The sequence below is a fragment of the Planktothrix mougeotii LEGE 06226 genome (assembly GCF_015207485.1).
Taxonomy (GTDB): domain Bacteria; phylum Cyanobacteriota; class Cyanobacteriia; order Cyanobacteriales; family Microcoleaceae; genus Planktothrix.
On sequence record NZ_JADEWU010000023.1, the window covers coordinates 1 to 18,237 of the forward strand.

Below are 18,237 nucleotides of genomic sequence, written 5' to 3' on the forward strand. Positions count from 1 at the left end.
CGCAAAGTATCGGCAACATTAGGATTAAATCTTGATGGAGTTAGTAGTGGCGCATTGACTACGCCTTTAAGAATTCTTTTATGGAACTCTTAAGAATCCCCGTCTCTTGACTAGCGGGGAGTGTCAAAGCCAGTTATCCCGTCAGGCTATGGCCACTCTTGATTTAGGCCCGTTTGTACAACTGTAATGTATAGTGCTATAGCCGATAAAATTGCCAAAATTATTTGATTTCAACGTTCATCGATCACGGAATGGGTTGCAAACGACGCAAAATTTCGGTGCTTAGGGCTTCGGCTCCCATGTCCTTACTTAGATATTGGGAAGCCCCCACCGCAAATGCTTGGACAATTCTACTTTCCTCAGTATAAGCTGAAAAAAAGATGATCGGAAGATGTCGCCATCGTTGATCAGTGCGTACCGCTTGACAAAGATCTAAACCATTGAAACCCGACATTTCCCAATCTAATATTAATAAATCGGGATGACAATCTAACAGCACATCCCAAAAAGCTTCCGGGTTTTCTAGGGTTGTAACAGTTATACCTATTGCATTTAACAAGTTACTCATATAGCTCAAAAGAGCAGGATCATCATCCACAACCAAAACCCGATTTCCCCTTCCCCGTCGAGATAAGGAGAGTACCTCCGTCACAGCTTTTAAAATTTCATAAGCCGGTAAAGGTTTAGATAAAAATGTCTTTACACCTAAACGAGCAACCGTAACACGAGCCTTTAAACTTTGCCGTCCAGTTAAAGTAATAACGGGGATTTGAGGAATCCGATGGCTGAGTTCTGCTAATAACGTTAAACCACTTTCTTGAGGATTAGGAAAGGTTAAATCGAGTAAAATAATATTAGGAGGATTTTGACTAATCATTTTACGAGCAACGGCAAGATCCGTCGCAATTTCAACTCGCAACCCCCAAGCATTGGCTTCAACTCGAATTTGTTCTGCTAACATTAAGTCATCATCAACAATTAAAATCAAGGGAGAATAAGCAACGGGTTCTGAAGATAAAGGAATTAATAACGTTTCTCGACTGGCTTCTAAACTCAGGGTTGCGACTAAATCAGAAATTAATTGACTGTCTTTAATATCTAGTTGAGGATGTTCTAAAAGATGTTCAAGTTCTCGCGCCACTTGTGAGCCTTCCCGCAACCCAAAAAGTCCCAATGATCCCGATAATTTATGAGCTTCCTGTAACGCTTGTTTTTGAAGTTCTGGGGTTAATCTTTTTTCAACTAAAGCAGAAGCAACTTGTTCTAAAATGGCAATTTGTTCTTTAACTTTAACTTTAAAACTTTGCCAAACCTGAGCGGTTTTTTCCCGAATTTGCTGTCGAGAGTCCGTCGGAGAAACTATCGATTTAGACTCAGAAAGGTTGGAGGGTTCTCGTAACCGATATCCCAACCCATGAACCGTTTCAATTAAGTCTGCACTTCCCGCAGCTTTGAGTTTTTGACGCAAACATTTAATATGGGTACTCACGGTTTCTTCCCCCGGAGATTCAGCAAAATCCCACAGTCGATCTAAAATTGCCCTGCGGCTAAAAATTCGCTTAGGATTGAGTAAAAAGAGTTCCAATAAACAATATTCTTTTGAGGTTAAGTGAATTAACTGATCTCCACATTTAACTTCATTGTTAATTGGGTCAAAACAAAGATTTTCCCAGGTCATTACCGCCGAAGAAACGGATTTTCCCCGACGCAATAAAGCCCGAACTCTTGCCATTAATTCATCGGGATCAAAGGGCTTCACCACATAATCATCGGCTCCCGCATCTAAGCCCATCACCCGATCTGTACTGCTATCTCTAGCCGTTAATAACAGGATAGGGCTTTGATATCCCTTAATGCGGAGTTGTTTACAAACACTAATCCCATCTAGTTTAGGAATACAAATATCTAATAAAATTAAATCATAGGTAAAACTCTCAGCCAGTTCTAAGGTGGTTAAGCCATCTGTTGCCGTATTAATAGTATATTGATGACCCAGAAGAATTTCAGCTAAGGCGGCACTGGTGAGGGGGTCATCTTCGACCAACAAAATTTTCATTAATATTCCCTCCGTTGCTGAGTTTCATCACTCTTACCGGGGCTATAACTCTAGGGTATTTCATCATTGATCTTAACCATAAATTCTTAAGGATTCAACCTAGGAAATTTCCCTAACTCAGATCGCCCCCAGGGTCTTACCCCCATGAGATTCCTGGAAACTCTAAATGATAAATTAATATACAATCTTTAACGGTTTTGACTAAAGCTACTTATCGGATACCTATTCCCTATTTTCTAACCCCTATTCGTAATTCGTAATTCGTAATTCGTAATTCGTAATTCATAATTCGTAATTCGTAATTCCATGTTCCCTTCTAAATTATTTCTTTTTTGTTTGCTGTTTTAGGAATTCAGGAGGAATTATAAACTCTAATTCCCCATTCTCTTGAGTTTTGATTTTAACTCCTAACTCCATTAATTCTTGAATGGCTCGTTTGCGAACTAACTTATCTTCTGTCGCCCAATAAACCATCAACCAACTTTGAATTCGGATGAATTTATTATCAGGATCTTGACTTAATTGTTCTGCAAATTCTCGTAGACGAGGCGCAAAAGCGTGATCTGGTGTGTTCTCAGCCCATTTTGCTGCCATTTGATGAGAATTCACCGAAGCTTGAGTATCTCCTAATAATAATAATTCATCAACGCCTTTTATTCGCCACACTAACCAAGAACTCGGATTTTTTTCCGGTGAAAGGGATTTGAGTCCACGCTCTATCAACTTAACCGTTAAATCAGGTCGGGCTTGGTAAAAAGAAACCGATGTAGATAGGAAGTTATACATTTCTACCCACAGGGGATCATGGGTAACAATCACATCAAAATAATGATTTAACAGTTCATAATCGGTTTTTTCACGAGCGGGATCATCCCCAAAATATTGCAGAAAGCCTAAAAAAACCCAATCAGCTAGTAAGTTATTATAACCTAGGGTGGGTAAGGTTTTCAGTAATTTTAACCGGGCTAATTCCTGTTGTTGGGCTTGCTGGGCTGCGGAAGTCGAAATCCGCTCGGATGGTTTTGATTGAACACCAGAAATGTTTAAACCACCAGGAGCATAAAGTTGCAGTCCTACAATACTAGCTAACGCGACTCCGGCAACCGCAATCGGGGCAAAGATGGATAAGTCCTTTGAGAAAGCCAACTTAGCTGGAAGATGAACCACAATATGTTTCAGAATCGATCGCGCCTTTATAATTATATCATAAATAATTGACAAGAGTTTGATAAACTCTCGTTTAACACTGAATCAGGATATCGGTCAGGGGGACTGAATTTTTATGATCATCAGTAACGACAACCCTACCCGTTCCATTGTCAGTCAAGCTATAATTGGAACCAAAACAATTCAGTCAGGAAAATCCACATACTGAAATGAAGGAGCAGTTAGAGGTTTTTGGGCTACAACAGTTCTGAAAAAGCTGAATTTTAGCAACCCAGAGGATTCGAGTCAGACCCGATTTGTCTTTCTCAATCCCCCTCAAATTAAGAAAATTTCCACAGGTAAACGGTAAAAGTCATTAATTTTAACAGTTTTTTCCTTTTACCTGAGCCATTGATCAGCAGATCACTTTAAAATCTAATCAAGGCTTTCATCCCTGACTTAAACTGGAAGTCAAGGATCTCAAGCGATATAGGGAGACTCAATGAACCAGAACGTGAAACGCTTTTCCCCGTTCCGTCAAGCCCTGTTTACAGGCGCACTCGCCACCGTTACCGCTTTCATGATGCCCGCTTGGAGTAGCAGCGTCAATGCCACCCTCAAAGATAGCCCGAAAGCAGTATTGGACGAAGCTTGGCAGATTGTGAATCGAGAGTTTGTCGATGGCAGCTTTAACAAAGTCGATTGGCAAGCTCAACGGGAAGAACTTCTCAGTAAGAACTATACTTCCCGTGAAGCCGCTTATGCGGAACTCCGAAAAGCCTTGGAAAAGCTCAAAGATCCTTACACTCGCTTCATGGATCCCAAACAGTACGAAGCATTAACCAATCAAACCGCCGGGGAACTGACGGGGGTGGGAATGCAACTGACTGTAGATGAAGAAACCCGCATGGTTACGGTTGTTGAGCCGATTAAAAATTCTCCAGCCATGAAAGCGGGAATTTTGCCAGGGGATCAGGTGCTCTCGATTGATGGAGTCTCCACTACAGGAATGACCGTTGAACAGGCGGCCAATAAAATTCGGGGGGCCATTGGTACCGATGTGAGTTTACGCATTGGACGCGAAGGGGTCAAAGAATTTGATTTAAAGCTGACCCGCGCCCGAATTGAACTCGAAACGGTTACCTATCGTCTGAATACCGAAGGCGATCGCAAAATTGGTTATATTCAACTGCGGGAATTTAATTCCCATGCAGCCGAACAAATGCAAGCCGCCCTTGAAGCCTTAAACAAAGAAAAAGTTCAAGGATTTGTCCTCGATTTACGCGGAAATCCAGGGGGGCTATTGCGTAGCAGTATTGAAATTGCTCGGATGTGGATGGATACTGGAGCAATTGTGAGTACCGTTGATCGCAATGGCAAAAGTCAGGAAATTCGTAATAACCGCAGCGCCATCACCAATTTGCCCGTTGTTGTTTTAGTGGATGGAAATTCTGCCAGCGCCAGCGAAATTTTAGCAGGAGCGTTGAAAGATAATCAACGGGGCGTGGTTATGGGAACTCAAACCTTTGGTAAAGCCTTAGTACAGTCGGTGTTTTCCCTCTCCGATGGTTCAGGATTGGCGGTGACCATTGCCCATTACTATACGCCTAATGGCACGGATATTAGTCATAAAGGTGTCACCCCCGATATTAAAGTTGATATTTCTGATGATCAGAAAAAACAATTGGCTACTGATCCAAAATTAGTGGGGACAGCCCAAGATCCATTCTACGCCAAAGCGATTTCCATTCTTGTCGCAGGTTCAGGAAATCGCCCCCTGGCTATTAACGAGTCTAAGTAACAGTAATCCCTTTCACCCCGAAAGATATCCGCTTTTACTTTCACTATCGTCCGATGGGGACTTCGACAAAAATCGCCTTAAAAATAGCTTCAAACCGATAGAGAAAAGGGATTTCAGCTTGAATGGGTATTAACCCAATAGTGACAAGGGTTTGCTGCTTGTTTTTGCTGATCTACCTTTTTTCTTAACCTAGAAGCATTTCCATCCCGAACAGAGCCAGAAAATGTCTAAGTCCCATTAGGACAAAATCTAAGCCCAGAAGAAACCCAACTTCCCTGCACTCCAACCCTTGTGCTAGGATATGAGTAGATTCTATAAATTGAGCAATCGTTTAAAATCCTTTGACCTCAACAAAGATGGCAATCACTAGCGACGTTCTTAAGCAAGACATCGATAGTCTCACCGACGAGCAACTTCATGCTGTTGCTGACTTTATTGCCTTCCTAAAATTTCGAGATCGACGCCATCGTGTCGCCCTTGACCCGAATCAACTTGTTTCCCTGGCAATTGAGTTTGCCGAAGAAGACCGTAATCTTGCAGAAGCCGGAATGGATGATTATGTCGCAATGCTGACTCAGGAAGCGTGAGCATGACCAAACTGATTCAACGGGGAGAAGTTTGGTTAGCAAATCTCAATCCGACTCAAGGTTCTGAACAAGCTGGTATTCGTCCTGTCATCATCTTCCAAAATGATATTGTTTCTCAGTTCTCCACAACAATCCTTGCAATTCCCCTAACAACGAATCAACGCCGCGCCACATTACCAATTTGTATGGCGATTGCTCAAGGAGATGGCGGATTACTAGAGGATTCAGTAGCCCTATGTTTTCAAATGCGAGTGCTCGATAAAACTCGGCTAGTTCGGAAGTTAGGGCAGCTTAGTCCTGAAACAATTACCCAATTAGAAGCCGTCGTTTTGATAACGTTAGGATACGATTTATCAGAAAATTGGGTTTAAAACCCCGTCCTTAATTCAAACAAATTTTGGAGAAATCCAACGCTTAGTGGGGCGCACCCAAAGTTATAATAATTGTGGAAACTTTCTATCCCCATTTTTAAATACTCAGCAAAAAACTGTGAATTCAAGCCTTGAAACCTTAATCCAGTCAGCCGAAACAGATGTAGATGCAGGAAATGTTCGGGAAGCTCATGGGACACTTTCGGAAATTTTCGCACTCGATCCTGATTGTGCTAAAGCTTATAAAATTTTAGGGGATTTGTATGAAGTTCAAAGCTTATTTCCAGAAGCCATTTCTGCTTATCAAAAGGCAATTAAACTAGAGCCAAATTTTGTTGAAGCTTATGCTTATTTAGCTCAGGTTTATCGCAATACCGGGGAATTTGATCGCGCCTTATTCTGCTATAAAAAAGCTCTAAGTCTGCGTCCAGATTGGACAGCGTTATATTTTCAATTAGGTCAAGCTTATTCCTGGAGTGGGGATGTTCTAAAAGCGATTCGCTGCTATCAAAAAACCTTAGAACAAAACCCCTATCATGTTTATGCCTATTTTGCCTTAGCAATAGCTTACGGGGGATTAGGAGAAACGGAACGAGCCATTGCCCTTTATCAATATATTATTAAGTTACAACCCGATTTAGCGAATGCCTATAATAATTTAGGATGTTTATTGTTTGCGAAAGATGATTTTGCGGGAGCAATAGAAGCCTGGAATAATGCCTTAAAATATAATAAAAAAGAAAAAGATAATTATTCAATTTATAATAATTTAGGTCAAGTCTTTGCTGCTCAAAATAAAATTACAGAAGCCATTCAATCCTATTATAAATCTGTAAAAATCAAGGATGATTTTCCTCTTATTTATAATAATTTAGGTAAACTTTATCAACAACAAAACCAACACGAAACAGCATTTTATTGTTTTACAAAAGTTATTGAATTAGATCCCGATAATCGATTTGCCTACACCGATTGTGGAGCTTCCTTACTGAAATTAGGTCGAATTGATGCAGCTTTGCGGTATTTTCAAAACGTTATTTTACGAGAGCATCAATTTATAACAGGCTATTGTCAGAGGGTAAAAGAACATTCAAGTGATGATGAATTGTCCTTAGCCCAACAAGCTTGTGCTCATTTTCTCATGGCTTTAAAACAGTGGGATGGAGAAATCGGAAAAGATTCTACAACGATTGATAATTTTCTAATTCAAACCTATCTTAACCTCGGAAATGCGTTAGTAACCTATGGCAAGTTTGATCTAGCGGTCAGTTACTACCAAAAAGCTGCCCAAATTCAACCCCAATTTATTGAAATTTACCTAAAATTAGGCAATAGTTTATTCAAAAGTCAGCAACTGAATGCTGCATTAACCGTTTATCAAATTGCTCGAACGTTACTGAAATCGGGGTCAGAGGTTTCCCTTGTTCAGAAGCTGGAAGTTTATTTGCAATTAGGAAGAATTCTGGAAAAACAGGAAGATTGGGACGCGGCTGCGAACTACTACAACACCGTTTTACAGATACAACAGCAGCCCGGTTTTCAATCTTTACTTTCCAACTATCCTTTAACATTAAGGTTACTGCAAGACTGGGCAAGAACTGAAGTCATAAATCGGCCCCAAAAAGTATGTGATTCAACCTTAATCTGGCTAAAAAACCATAATTTACAAGATAGTCATTATTATTTTCTATCAGGATTATTGACTTCTGAGGGAAAAAATAGCCAAGGTTTAGAGAATGGGGAGAAAAATCCCGGTAAAATTCCGACAGAATGCGGGGGGTTAGACTGTCAACCTTGTCTCAAACGTGTCTTTGAAGCTTTCCCCTGGAAGAATTTGGGACATGGAATTCAAAAGTGTGGAATATCAGAGAACAATATTACTTCAACATCTTTGTTTGTGGCGATCATTCCCAATGGACGAGCTTGGATTGTTCCTCAAGAAAATTATTGGATGGTTTGCAAAGCGATCGCCATTATCACACCCGATAACCAATTATTAGCAGATGTTTCACGGGAATATCCAGCGCCTCTTCCCGGTTGTCCCAGTTATGATCCGATGCAGCATCAAGTGTTTCAAACCGAACAATTACCGCCCCTACAGCAAATTGAGGGACGAGTAGCCGTGTTGTCGGGGTTGTCAGGAAATGTCTATTTTCATTGGATGGTAGATATTTTGCCACGGGTGGAATTGTTGCGTCAAAGTGGAATTGATTTCAACACAATTGATTGGTTTTTAGTGAATAGTCAACAAGCCAGTTTTCAACGAGAAACCTTAACTCGTTTGGGAATTCCAACGTTTAAAATCTTAGAAAGTGATCAATTTCCCCATATCCAAGCCCAACAGCTAATTGTTCCCTCATATCCTGGATATATGGGATGGTTACAACCTTGGGCTATTGATACCTTGCGACGTTGGTTTTTGCCGAGGAATGACAAGGGGGGTATGAATTATCCTGAACGCATTTATATTAGTCGAGGAGATGCCCGCTATCGTCGGGTTTTGAATGAAAACGAAGTGATTGAATTGTTGCATCCCTGGGGGTTTGTTGTGGTGCAACTGGAGTCCATGTCCTTTTCCCAACAAGTGGCTCTGTTTTCTCAAGCTAAAGTGATTATGGGCGCCCATGGAAGTGGTTTAACTAATATTATATTTTGTCAACCGGGAACCCAAGTCATTGAGTGGGTGTCTCCCCACTATAATCGCCATTATTATTGGGTGATTAGTCAATATTTGGGGTTAGAACATTATTCTTTAACGGGAGAGGGTTTTTCTTGCTATCCCCTACGGGAGTTAATGTATCAAAATTCCTTGACGGAGGATATTTGGGTCAATCTCGTTTCTTTAAAACGGTTATTAGAACTGTTATTTGTACAAAGAAAACAGGTTTAGGGGTATGGGACAAGGAGTAGAGTACAGCTATCACTCTCAAAATTTAACAGTCGAATCTCAAAAACTTGATATCAAAAACCCAAAACCCAGTAGAATTAGCTTTGGGAAGATCCCGATTGAGTGTCTGAACTGAAACCAACTATGTTACCTAACGAAATTCGCGCCCGCAGTGTACAGTTTCTCCATCAACAAGCAGAAATCTATTTTAATCAAGGACAATTCGAGGATGGGCTGAAGGCTTGCAACCAGTTGTTGCAGATTCAGTCTGATTATGCACCCGGTTGTAAACTGATGGCGGATATCTTACTCCGACAAGGGAAACTGCAAGAGGCGCAGCAATGGTATACCCGGACGTTGCAAGTTCAGCCGAATTGGGCCGAAGTTCACGGGAATTTGGGAAGTCTGTACGCCAAAGCGCAACAATGGCAACAGGCAATTGCGTGTTATGAGAAAGCTGTCACCTTAAAACCAGGTTTTGCAGGCGCTTATCGAAATTTAGCCAGAGTTTGGACACAACTCAACGAACCGAAAAAATCAGCACAAGCCCTATATCAAGCCTTTACGTTAGAACCGAATCAGTCACCCGAAGATTATTTGAACTTGGGTCATCAGTTAGCAGAGTATGGTGAAATACAAGCCGCAGAAGCTTGTTATCGGACAGCAATTCAACTCAATCCTAATTTAACCGCAGCCCATCAAAGTTTGGGAACCCTGCTCCAAGGGCAAGGTAAAGCTCAGGAAGCCACACAAATCTACCGCCAAGCTATTCAGTTAAATACTCCTCAAGCTCCCTCAGATACCTTAGCTGCTGCCACAGCCAGAACAACCGTGACCGTCGCTTCACCTCAAGATACCTTAGCCGGAGCGATGCAACAACCAATAGGGAAAAATGGGACAACACCTGTCGGGAATCATCCCAGTAATCCTCAAACCTATTTGAAACAAGCTCAAGCTTATTGTGCCTTAAAAGAATGGGATCAAGCGATCGCAGCTTGTCAAAAAGCGTTACGATTAAAACCCGATTTAGCGGAAGCGTATAAAATTCAAGGCAATGCCCTGCAAATTTTAGGGGAAATGTCGGCGGCGGTTCGCTGTTATTCCAAAGCCTTAGAAATTCAACCCCAATATCCTGAAGTTTATGCGAATTTAGGCAGTTTATATGCTCAAGAAGAACGGTTAGAAAAAGCCGCTTCTTATTATCAACAAGCGGTTAATTTAAAACCGGATTTTGCTGGGGTTTATCGCAATTTTGCCAAGGTTTTAACCCAGATGGGGCAGTTAGAACAAGCCTCACAATGCTTGGAAAAAGCCTACAGTTTAGAACCGGAAAAAGCCACACCCGAAGAACATTTTAATTTAGGAAATACCCGCTTTAAACAAGGTCGATTAGACGAAGCGATCGCCGCTTATCAACAAGCCTTGAAATTAAATCCTCAGTTAGCGGGAGCCTATTATCAGTTAGGTCAATTATATTCTACAAAAGCAGAACAAGATGCAGCGATTCAGGCTTACCAAAAAGCCTTGGAATTAGAACCATCCCGCTTAGAATTTTATTATGGATTTGCGGATTTCTTCAGCCGTCAAGAATGTTGGGATGATGCCATCAGAGTTTATAACCAAATTTTAGGATTAGATGCTAATCAAGCCGTTGCTTATTATAAAGTCGGGGAGATTTTTAATCGTCAGTGGCGGTTAGAGGAAGCCGTTAACCTGTATCAGAAATCCATTGCTTTAAATCCTAAATTAGTATCTTCCTATTATGGATTAGGAAAAGTTTTAGTTAAACAAGAAAATTGGCAAGATGCTGTTCAAGTGTTGCGCCAAGGAATACAAATGAATCCCAGTGGAGATGCAGAAGCTTATAAAGGTTTCGGAGATGCACTTGCCAAAATGGGGGAACGAGAAGAGGCAATTAAAGCTTATCAAAAATCTGCTGAACTTGATAGTAATAATGCCGAAGTTTATCAAAAATTAGGGGATTTACTGCGAGATCAGGAACGATTTGAAGAAGCCATTATTGCTTATAATCGTTCTATTGAAATTGATCCAACTGTGTTTTGGACACAAAACAATTTAGCCGATATTTTCTTTAAACAAGAACGGTGGGAAGATGCAATTTCAGCTTATCAAAATGCGATCGCTTTAGATTCTAGCTATTCGTGGTCATACAATAGTTTAGCCGATGCCTTAGTTAAATTAGAATGCTGCGAAGAGGCAATTCCTGCTTATGAACAAGCCATTAAACTCAATCCTCAGTTTCCTTGGTCTTACTATAATTTAGGGGAAGTTTTAACTCAATTAGAACAGTGGGAAGAAGCAGTTGTAGCTTATCGAGGCGCAATCAAAGTTCAGTCTGATTTACCCAATATTCAGGAAAAACTCGCCGATGCGTTGAGAAATCGAGCTAAATTAGATTTACAGGAATCCTTGGGATATTATTATCAAGTGATTCAAGAAAACCCTGATCACGTTGCTGCTTATCATAAAGCCATTGAGATTAAACCCGATGATCCTCAATTGTATATTCAATTAGCAAATACCTTAGTCAATCATGATCATTTGGATGGGGCCATTGTCTTCTATCAAATGGCATTGCAATTAGACCCAGAGCATCCCGAAGTGATGGAGAAATTGGAGGGAATTGTGGAAAAAAAAAAGCTAGGTTAACGCCCTACTTTTCCGTCTCTCAATCTCAATCTGAATATGAACAACTCTATCAGGCATGGTTGAAATATAATTCAATTCGTAGTGAGGCGTTCACGCCTTATAGCCCTGAAGGGCTTACTACAAGTAGTGAGGCGTTCACGCCTTATAGCCATAGCCCTGAAGGGCTTACTACAAGTAGTGAGGCGTTCACGTATAGCCCTGAAGGGCTTACTACAAGTAGTGAGGCGTTCACGCCTTATAGCCCTGAAGGGCTTACTACAAGTAGTGAGGCGTTCACGCCTCAAAGCCCTGAAGGGCTTACTACGAAAGATTTCAAATATCAACCCCTGATTAGTATTATTATGCCTGTTTATAACACCCCTGAAACGTTTCTACGGGAAGCTATTCAATCGGTATTAGATCAGGTTTATTCTAATTGGGAATTGTGTATTGCAGATGACGCTTCGACGGCTTCCCATGTCAAACCGATATTAGAAGAATATCAACAGCAAGATAGCAGAATTAAAGTCATTTTTAGAACTGAAAATGGTCATATTTCAGCAACTTCTAATTCAGCCTTAGAGTTAGCAACAGGTGAATTTATTGGGTTATTAGATCATGATGATGTTCTCACTCCCGATGGGTTGTATGAGGTGGTTTCCTTACTGAATCAGCATCCTGAAGCGGATATGATTTATTCCGATGAAGATAAACTGAATGAAAAAGGAGCATTAACAGGACATTTCTTTAAACCCGATTGGTGTCCTGATTCGTTTTTATCTCGAATGTATACCTGTCATTTTGGAGTTTATAGACGGCAAATTATTAATGAAATTGGAGGTTTTAGAACCGGATATGAAGGCAGTCAAGATTATGATTTAGTCTTGAGATTTACTGAAAAAACAGATCGGATTTTTCATATTCCTAAAATTCTCTATCATTGGCGCATTCATAGCGGTTCTGTCACATCAGGAACCGTTGCAAAACCCTATGCTTATGAAACTGCTAAACGAGCGTTGCGAGATGCAATAGACCGTAGGGGAGAACCTGGAATTGTTAAAGATGTTCCGATTTATTTAGGACACTATCAAATCCGCTATAAAATTTTAGATTACAAACGGGTAAGTATTATTATTCCGACTCGGGATTTAGGAATAATTTTAAATCGCTGTTTGGAATCTATCTTTACCCTGAGCATCTATCCTAATTATGAAGTGATTGTGATTGATAATGGCAGTATAGAAGCAGAAACTCAGGAAATTTTGGAGAAGTGGCAAGCACAAGAACCAAATCGGTTTATATATTATACTTTAGATATCCCTTTTAATTTTTCTAAGATTAATAACTATGCTGTTAGTAAAGCTACTGGGGATTATTTGTTATTCTTAAATAATGATACTGAAGTCATTCATCCTGATTGGATTGATGCTATGGTAGAACAAGCCCAACGGTGTTCGATTGGTGCTGTGGGTGCATTATTAAGGTATCATGATAAAATGGTTCAACACGCTGGGGTTGTGATAGGAATGGGTCATTTTGCTGGTCATAGTCACCAGATGGCATCGGAAACTAACCCCGGATCTTATGGTCAAATTATTTCTATCAGTAATTATTCGGCGGTGACGGGGGCTTGTTTGATGTGTCGCCGAGAAGTCTTTGAACAAGTGGGTGGGTTTGATGAGCAGTTAGCAGTAGCTTATAATGATGTCGATTTATGCTTAAAAATAGTTGAACAAGGCTATCGGAATATCTATTTACCTCATGTTGTTTTATATCATTATGAATCCAAAACTCGAGGTTATGATACAACACTAGATAAGTTACAACTATTTATGCAGGAAGTAACAATAATGCGACAAAGGTGGCAACGTTATGTTGACTATGATCCCTGTTATAATCCTAATTTAACGTTATCCGCATCGGATTATAGTTTAAGGCTATTTGCTGAAGTAGAAATTTTTGATATTATCATAGAGTTTGATGATAGAGTATTACAGGATTGTGCAATAGATGAACCTAAAATTAAAACTTCTTGGGGAATCAGCCAAATTACTTTTAAAGGTTGGGTACTGGGGAAACAGCAAAAAATAACTGCTGTTCAAATTATAGGAAATCACGGTCAAGTTATTAAGGAAATTCCCGCTAATTTTTACCGTCCTGATGTTGCTACTCTACATCCTGAAAACCCACATTCGGAATTTTGTGGATTTTGCGAAACTATTGAACTCAGAAATTTATCTGAACAAACCGAATTGTTACTCCAAGCTATTCTAAAGGATGGAAACTATGCTACATTTGGAAAAGTCAAACTAAAAATCAACCCTTAAATGTAGGGTGCGTAAGCGAAAGCGCACGCACCAAAACAGATTTAACTAAAAATCAACCGTTAAATGTAGGGTGTGTAAGCGAAAGCGCACGCACCAAAACAGATTTAACAGATCACCAATAAATGAGTTAATTTACATTAAGAATATTCAGGGAATATCAAAAATGCTATCTCAATCCAATAATTTCAAAACATCTACAAATTTACTAGAAGAAGCCAATCAATTGAAACAATCGGGTCAATTGCAAGCTGCTATTGTTGCTTATCGTAGAGCGGCACAATTAAGCCCTAATTTTCATTGGATTTATCATAATTTAGGAGAAGCATTAGCAGAAAATAATCAGTTATTGGAAGCAATGCAAGCGTTCCAGCGTGCGATTGAATTAAATCCTGATTCGGCTTGGTCGCAATATCAATTAGCAGAAGTTTTATTAAATTTAGGTAATTTACCTGATGCAATTAAGGCACTAAAAGTTGCGATCGCTATTAATCCTAATGTAACTGAATTTTATAACAGTTTAGGGAAAGCTCTATTTAAACAAGGGGAATTAGAACCAGCAATTAGTTACTATCAAAAAGCTCTGGAACTTAATTCAGAAGATGCCATTTCTTATCAATATTTAGGAGAAGCTTTAGCTCAACGGGGTCAACTAAATGAAGCAATAGATTCTTGTCGAAAAGCGATTGATCTCAATCCAAATTCAGGAGATGCTTATCAAATATTAGGCAAAGCATTAGTTCAAAAAGGTTTGTTTGATCAAGCCTTAAGTATATTATTAGAAGCCCTAGAATTTAATCCTAAATCGCCTGAAATCTATCATGCACTGGGAGACATTTATTTCCATTCTCAAAAGTTTGATCAAGCCATTGATGCCTATTCCCAAGCTATTCAAATTAAACCCAATGTAGCCATATTTCATCACAGTTTAGGTAACGTTTTTGCTCAACTCAATCAATTGGAAAATGCCGTTTCTGCTTATTCCCAAGCGATCGCATTGAATTCTGAATCAGCCGATTGTCATCATGATTTTGCTAAAGTTTTAGCCAAATTAGAACGATGGGATGCTGCGATCGCTTCCTATTCTAAAGCATTAGAATTAAATCCTAATTTAACCAATATTTACCCTTGTTTAGCAGAGGCTTTTAAGCACCGAGGAACCCCAGGGGATTTACAAAAAGCAAATCAATATTATCAAAAAGCGATTGAATTAAATGGCGATGATATTGATGCTTATCAAACGTTATTAAATTATCAGCCAGATAACTTAGATTTATGTTGGAAATATGCTAATTTATTATGGAGTAAAAATCAGCGTGAACAAGCACTAACTTATTATAAAAAAATTAAAGATACTCAACCCCAAGACTTTGAACTATTGCTAAAGTTGGGAGAAGCATTTGTCAGGATGAGTGAGTTTGAAGATGCGATCGCAGTTTATCATAAAGCTTTAGAAATCAACCCCAATTCATCGGATATTTACCATCGTTTAGGGGAACCTTTTGAAAAAATAGGTGAACTGGAAGCAGCAGCCAAAACCTATGAAAAAGCCATTGAATTAAATCCTGACTATTTTGGTTCCTATCACAATTTAGGGGATATTCGACAACGCCAAAAGAAATTTGAACAAGCGATTTCAGCTTACCAAAAAGCCATTGAATTAAATCCGAATTTTCATTGGTCTTATCATAATTTGGGGGATATGTTGCTTGAGCAACCTGATCGCTTAGATGAAGCTGTTGCTGCTTATCAAAGCTCAATTGCAATTAATCCTCATTTTGCTTGGTCGTATCAAAATTTAGGAACAGCACTGCTTAAACAAGGGAAAATCGAAGAAGCTATTGCAGCTTATCGACGAGCAAGTGAACTTGATCCTCTATTTATTTTTGATGTCAAAAGCATTCAAGATGTTTTACTTAAAAAAGCCCTAGTTGCTGATCATTTATATAGCTTGTGGGTTGCTCAAAACTTTCCCAGAGAAGCTGAACTCAAAAAGATGGCTGAAACCTTAGAAATTTTCAGTTATAAGCCCCTAATTAGTATTATTATGCCCGTCTATAATACGCCTGCTTATTTTTTACGCGAAGCCATTGATTCTGTTTTAAATCAAGTCTATCCTCACTGGGAATTTTGTATTGCAGATGATGCGTCAACCCTACCTCATGTTCGAGAAATCTTAGAAGAATATGTTGCTAAAGATAATCGAATTAAAGTAATTTATCGGACTGAAAATGGTCATATTTCTAAATCTTCTAACTCAGCATTAGAGTTAGCAACAGGTGAATTTATTTCCCTATTAGATCATGATGATACACTTACCCCAGATGCTTTGTATGAAGTGGTATTATTGCTCAACCGTTATCCTGATGCAGATATGATTTATTCTGATGAAGATAAATTAAGTCCTGATGAGCAACTTATTAGTCCTTTCTTTAAGCCAGAATGGTCTCCCGAATCCTTTTTCTCCCGAATGTATACCTGTCATTTAGGAACTTACAGACATTCAATTATTAAAGAAATGGGGGGTTGGCGAGTGGGTTATGAGGGAGCGCAGGATTATGATTTAGTATTAAGATTTACCGAAAAAACCGAAAAAATTTACCATATTCCCAAAATTCTCTATCATTGGCGGATGCACCCGGGATCGGCGGCGGGGGGAACAGAAGCTAAACCTTATGCTTATGAAGCCTCTAAAAAAGCCTTACAAGATGCAGTTGATCGTCGGGGTGAAAAGGGTGAAATTCTGGGAATTCCTGGGTTTTTAGGACACCATTCAGTCCGCTATGAAATTAGTGAATATAAACGAGTTAGTATTATTATTCCGACACGGGATTTAGGACAAGTTCTTGATCGCTGTTTGGACTCTATTTTTACTCAAACTGTTTATCCAAACTATGAAGTGATTCTAATTGATAATGGTAGTGTCGAGAAGGATACGGCACAAATTATTAATTACTGGTCTGAGAAGGAAAAAGAACGGTTTAAATGCTATCGATTAGATATTCCTTTCAACTTTTCTAAAATCAATAATTATGGGGTCAGTCAAGCGACTGGAGATTATCTACTGTTCTTAAATAATGATACAGAAGTGATTACCTCTGACTGGATTAATGCCATGGTTGAGCAAGTTCAAAGACCTGCTATTGGAGCAGTCGGCGGTTTATTGCTATTTCCTGACAACACGATTCAACACGCTGGAGTTGTGATGGGATTAGGGGGTGTAGCAGGTCATCCCTATTACAATATGCCCCAAACTCCAGGGTACTTTAGTAATGTGATTGGGTTAAATAATACTTCAGCCGTTACAGGTGCTTGTTTAATGTGTCGGCGAGAAGTATTTGAAGAAGTTGGAGGTTTGGATGAACAGTTAACCGTGGCTTATAATGACGTAGACTTGTGTTTGAAAATGCTAGATAAAGGTTATCGTAATTTGTACTTACCTCACGTTAAACTTTATCACCATGAATCCAAAAGTCGGGGTTATGAAGATACCCCAGAAAAGAAAGAACGTCTAAACCGAGAATCCAAAATTATGGAAAGTCGTTGGCAAAAGTATATTGATAACGATCCCTACTATAGCCCTCATTTGAGCCGGGATTTTCAAGACTATCGAATCAAAGTCTAAATGATGAATCTCAAGCCTTAAGAGTTATGCTAGATTAAGTTAGGATTTTTAAGGCTTGAATTCAGGAGTTAGTTGATGGTTGATGTTTATCAAGTCCGCAAGGAGCTTGCTGTTCAATATATTAGTGGGGAAGGCATTGAAGTGGGTGCACTTCATGCTCCTCTAGAAGTTCCTGAAGGCACAAAAGTTCACTATGTTGATCGAATGTCTGCCACTGATCTCAGAAAACAATATCCAGAATTATCAGCAGTAAATCTTGTTGATCCTGACATTGTTGATGATGGTGAAAAACTATCCAAAATTCAGGATAACGTTTGGGATTTTGTTATTGCTAATCACATGATTGAGCATTGTCAAAACCCTATTGACGCGATTCAAAACTTTCTTAGGGTACTTAAGGAAGGAGGAATCCTGTATATGGGGGTTCCTGATAAACGTCACACCTTTGATTTAGATCGTCCTTTGACTGATTTGGATCATCTCGTTCAAGATTATCAGGAAGGGCCAGAATGGTCTAAACAAGATCATTATCAGGAATATGTTTGTTTAGTAGATAAAGTTCCAGAAGAACAGGTTGCTGCTCGTGTGCAACTTTTATTAAATATGGACTACAGTATTCATTTCCATGTTTGGAAACCTGATTCCTTTTTAGAAATGCTATCCTATTGCCAAGGAAAATTAGGTTTTCCATTTACACTAGAAAAATTTCAAGAAAATGATTTTGAGTTTATCTGTATTCTCAAAAAAACTCAAAATCCTTAATCCTAATCCTGAAATTCTCAAGCTAAAAA

Annotated in this window: 10 protein-coding genes; 8 read left to right on the top strand and 2 right to left on the bottom strand. The window is 39.4% G+C overall.

Annotated features, from left to right (window positions below; genetic code table 11):
- Positions 1-244 precede the first annotated feature (244 nt).
- Together IQ236_RS12020 and IQ236_RS12025 are read right to left on the bottom strand one after the other, a co-directional pair.
- The gene (locus IQ236_RS12020) at positions 245-2,056 is read right to left on the bottom strand and encodes a response regulator (RefSeq protein ID WP_193869471.1); all 1,812 of its coding nucleotides are present in this window, start codon (positions 2,054-2,056) and stop codon (positions 245-247) included.
- A 321-nt stretch (positions 2,057-2,377) separates the two neighbouring features.
- Positions 2,378-3,277 carry a hypothetical protein gene (locus tag IQ236_RS12025; RefSeq protein ID WP_228041576.1) on the bottom strand — a complete coding sequence of 300 codons (900 nt, stop codon included), beginning with the start codon at positions 3,275-3,277 and terminating at the stop codon, positions 2,378-2,380.
- Positions 3,278-3,704: 427 nt separating this feature from the next.
- Here IQ236_RS12025 and ctpB point away from each other — a divergent pair, with 427 nt between their 5' ends.
- From ctpB to IQ236_RS12065, 8 genes are all read left to right on the top strand, one after another.
- Positions 3,705-5,003, top strand: a complete 1,299-nt coding sequence (gene ctpB / locus IQ236_RS12030) for a carboxyl-terminal processing protease CtpB (protein WP_193869472.1) — start codon at positions 3,705-3,707, stop codon at positions 5,001-5,003.
- Positions 5,004-5,359: 356 nt separating this feature from the next.
- Positions 5,360-5,590, top strand: coding sequence for a hypothetical protein (locus tag IQ236_RS12035; protein WP_193869473.1), 231 nt, complete (start codon positions 5,360-5,362; stop codon positions 5,588-5,590).
- Between the two features lie 2 nt (positions 5,591-5,592).
- The gene (locus IQ236_RS12040) at positions 5,593-5,961 is read left to right on the top strand and encodes a type II toxin-antitoxin system PemK/MazF family toxin (RefSeq protein ID WP_193869474.1); all 369 of its coding nucleotides are present in this window, start codon (positions 5,593-5,595) and stop codon (positions 5,959-5,961) included.
- Positions 5,962-6,079: 118 nt separating this feature from the next.
- Positions 6,080-8,851, top strand: a complete 2,772-nt coding sequence (locus IQ236_RS28200) for a tetratricopeptide repeat protein (protein ID WP_193869475.1) — start codon at positions 6,080-6,082, stop codon at positions 8,849-8,851.
- 141 nt (positions 8,852-8,992) lie between these two features.
- Complete coding sequence (locus IQ236_RS12050) at positions 8,993-11,518, top strand: tetratricopeptide repeat protein (RefSeq protein WP_193869476.1); 2,526 nt, start codon at positions 8,993-8,995, stop codon at positions 11,516-11,518.
- A gap of 341 nt (positions 11,519-11,859) precedes the next feature.
- The gene (locus tag IQ236_RS12055) at positions 11,860-13,824 is read left to right on the top strand and encodes a glycosyltransferase family 2 protein (protein WP_193869477.1); all 1,965 of its coding nucleotides are present in this window, start codon (positions 11,860-11,862) and stop codon (positions 13,822-13,824) included.
- A gap of 163 nt (positions 13,825-13,987) precedes the next feature.
- Positions 13,988-17,446 (top strand): tetratricopeptide repeat protein, encoded by a 3,459-nt coding sequence (locus tag IQ236_RS12060; protein WP_193869478.1) that lies wholly within the window; start codon positions 13,988-13,990, stop codon positions 17,444-17,446.
- Between the two features lie 75 nt (positions 17,447-17,521).
- A complete protein-coding gene (locus IQ236_RS12065) occupies positions 17,522-18,208 on the top strand; it encodes a methyltransferase domain-containing protein (RefSeq protein WP_193869479.1) in 687 nt (228 codons plus the stop codon).
- The last annotated feature ends 29 nt before the right edge of the window (positions 18,209-18,237 follow it).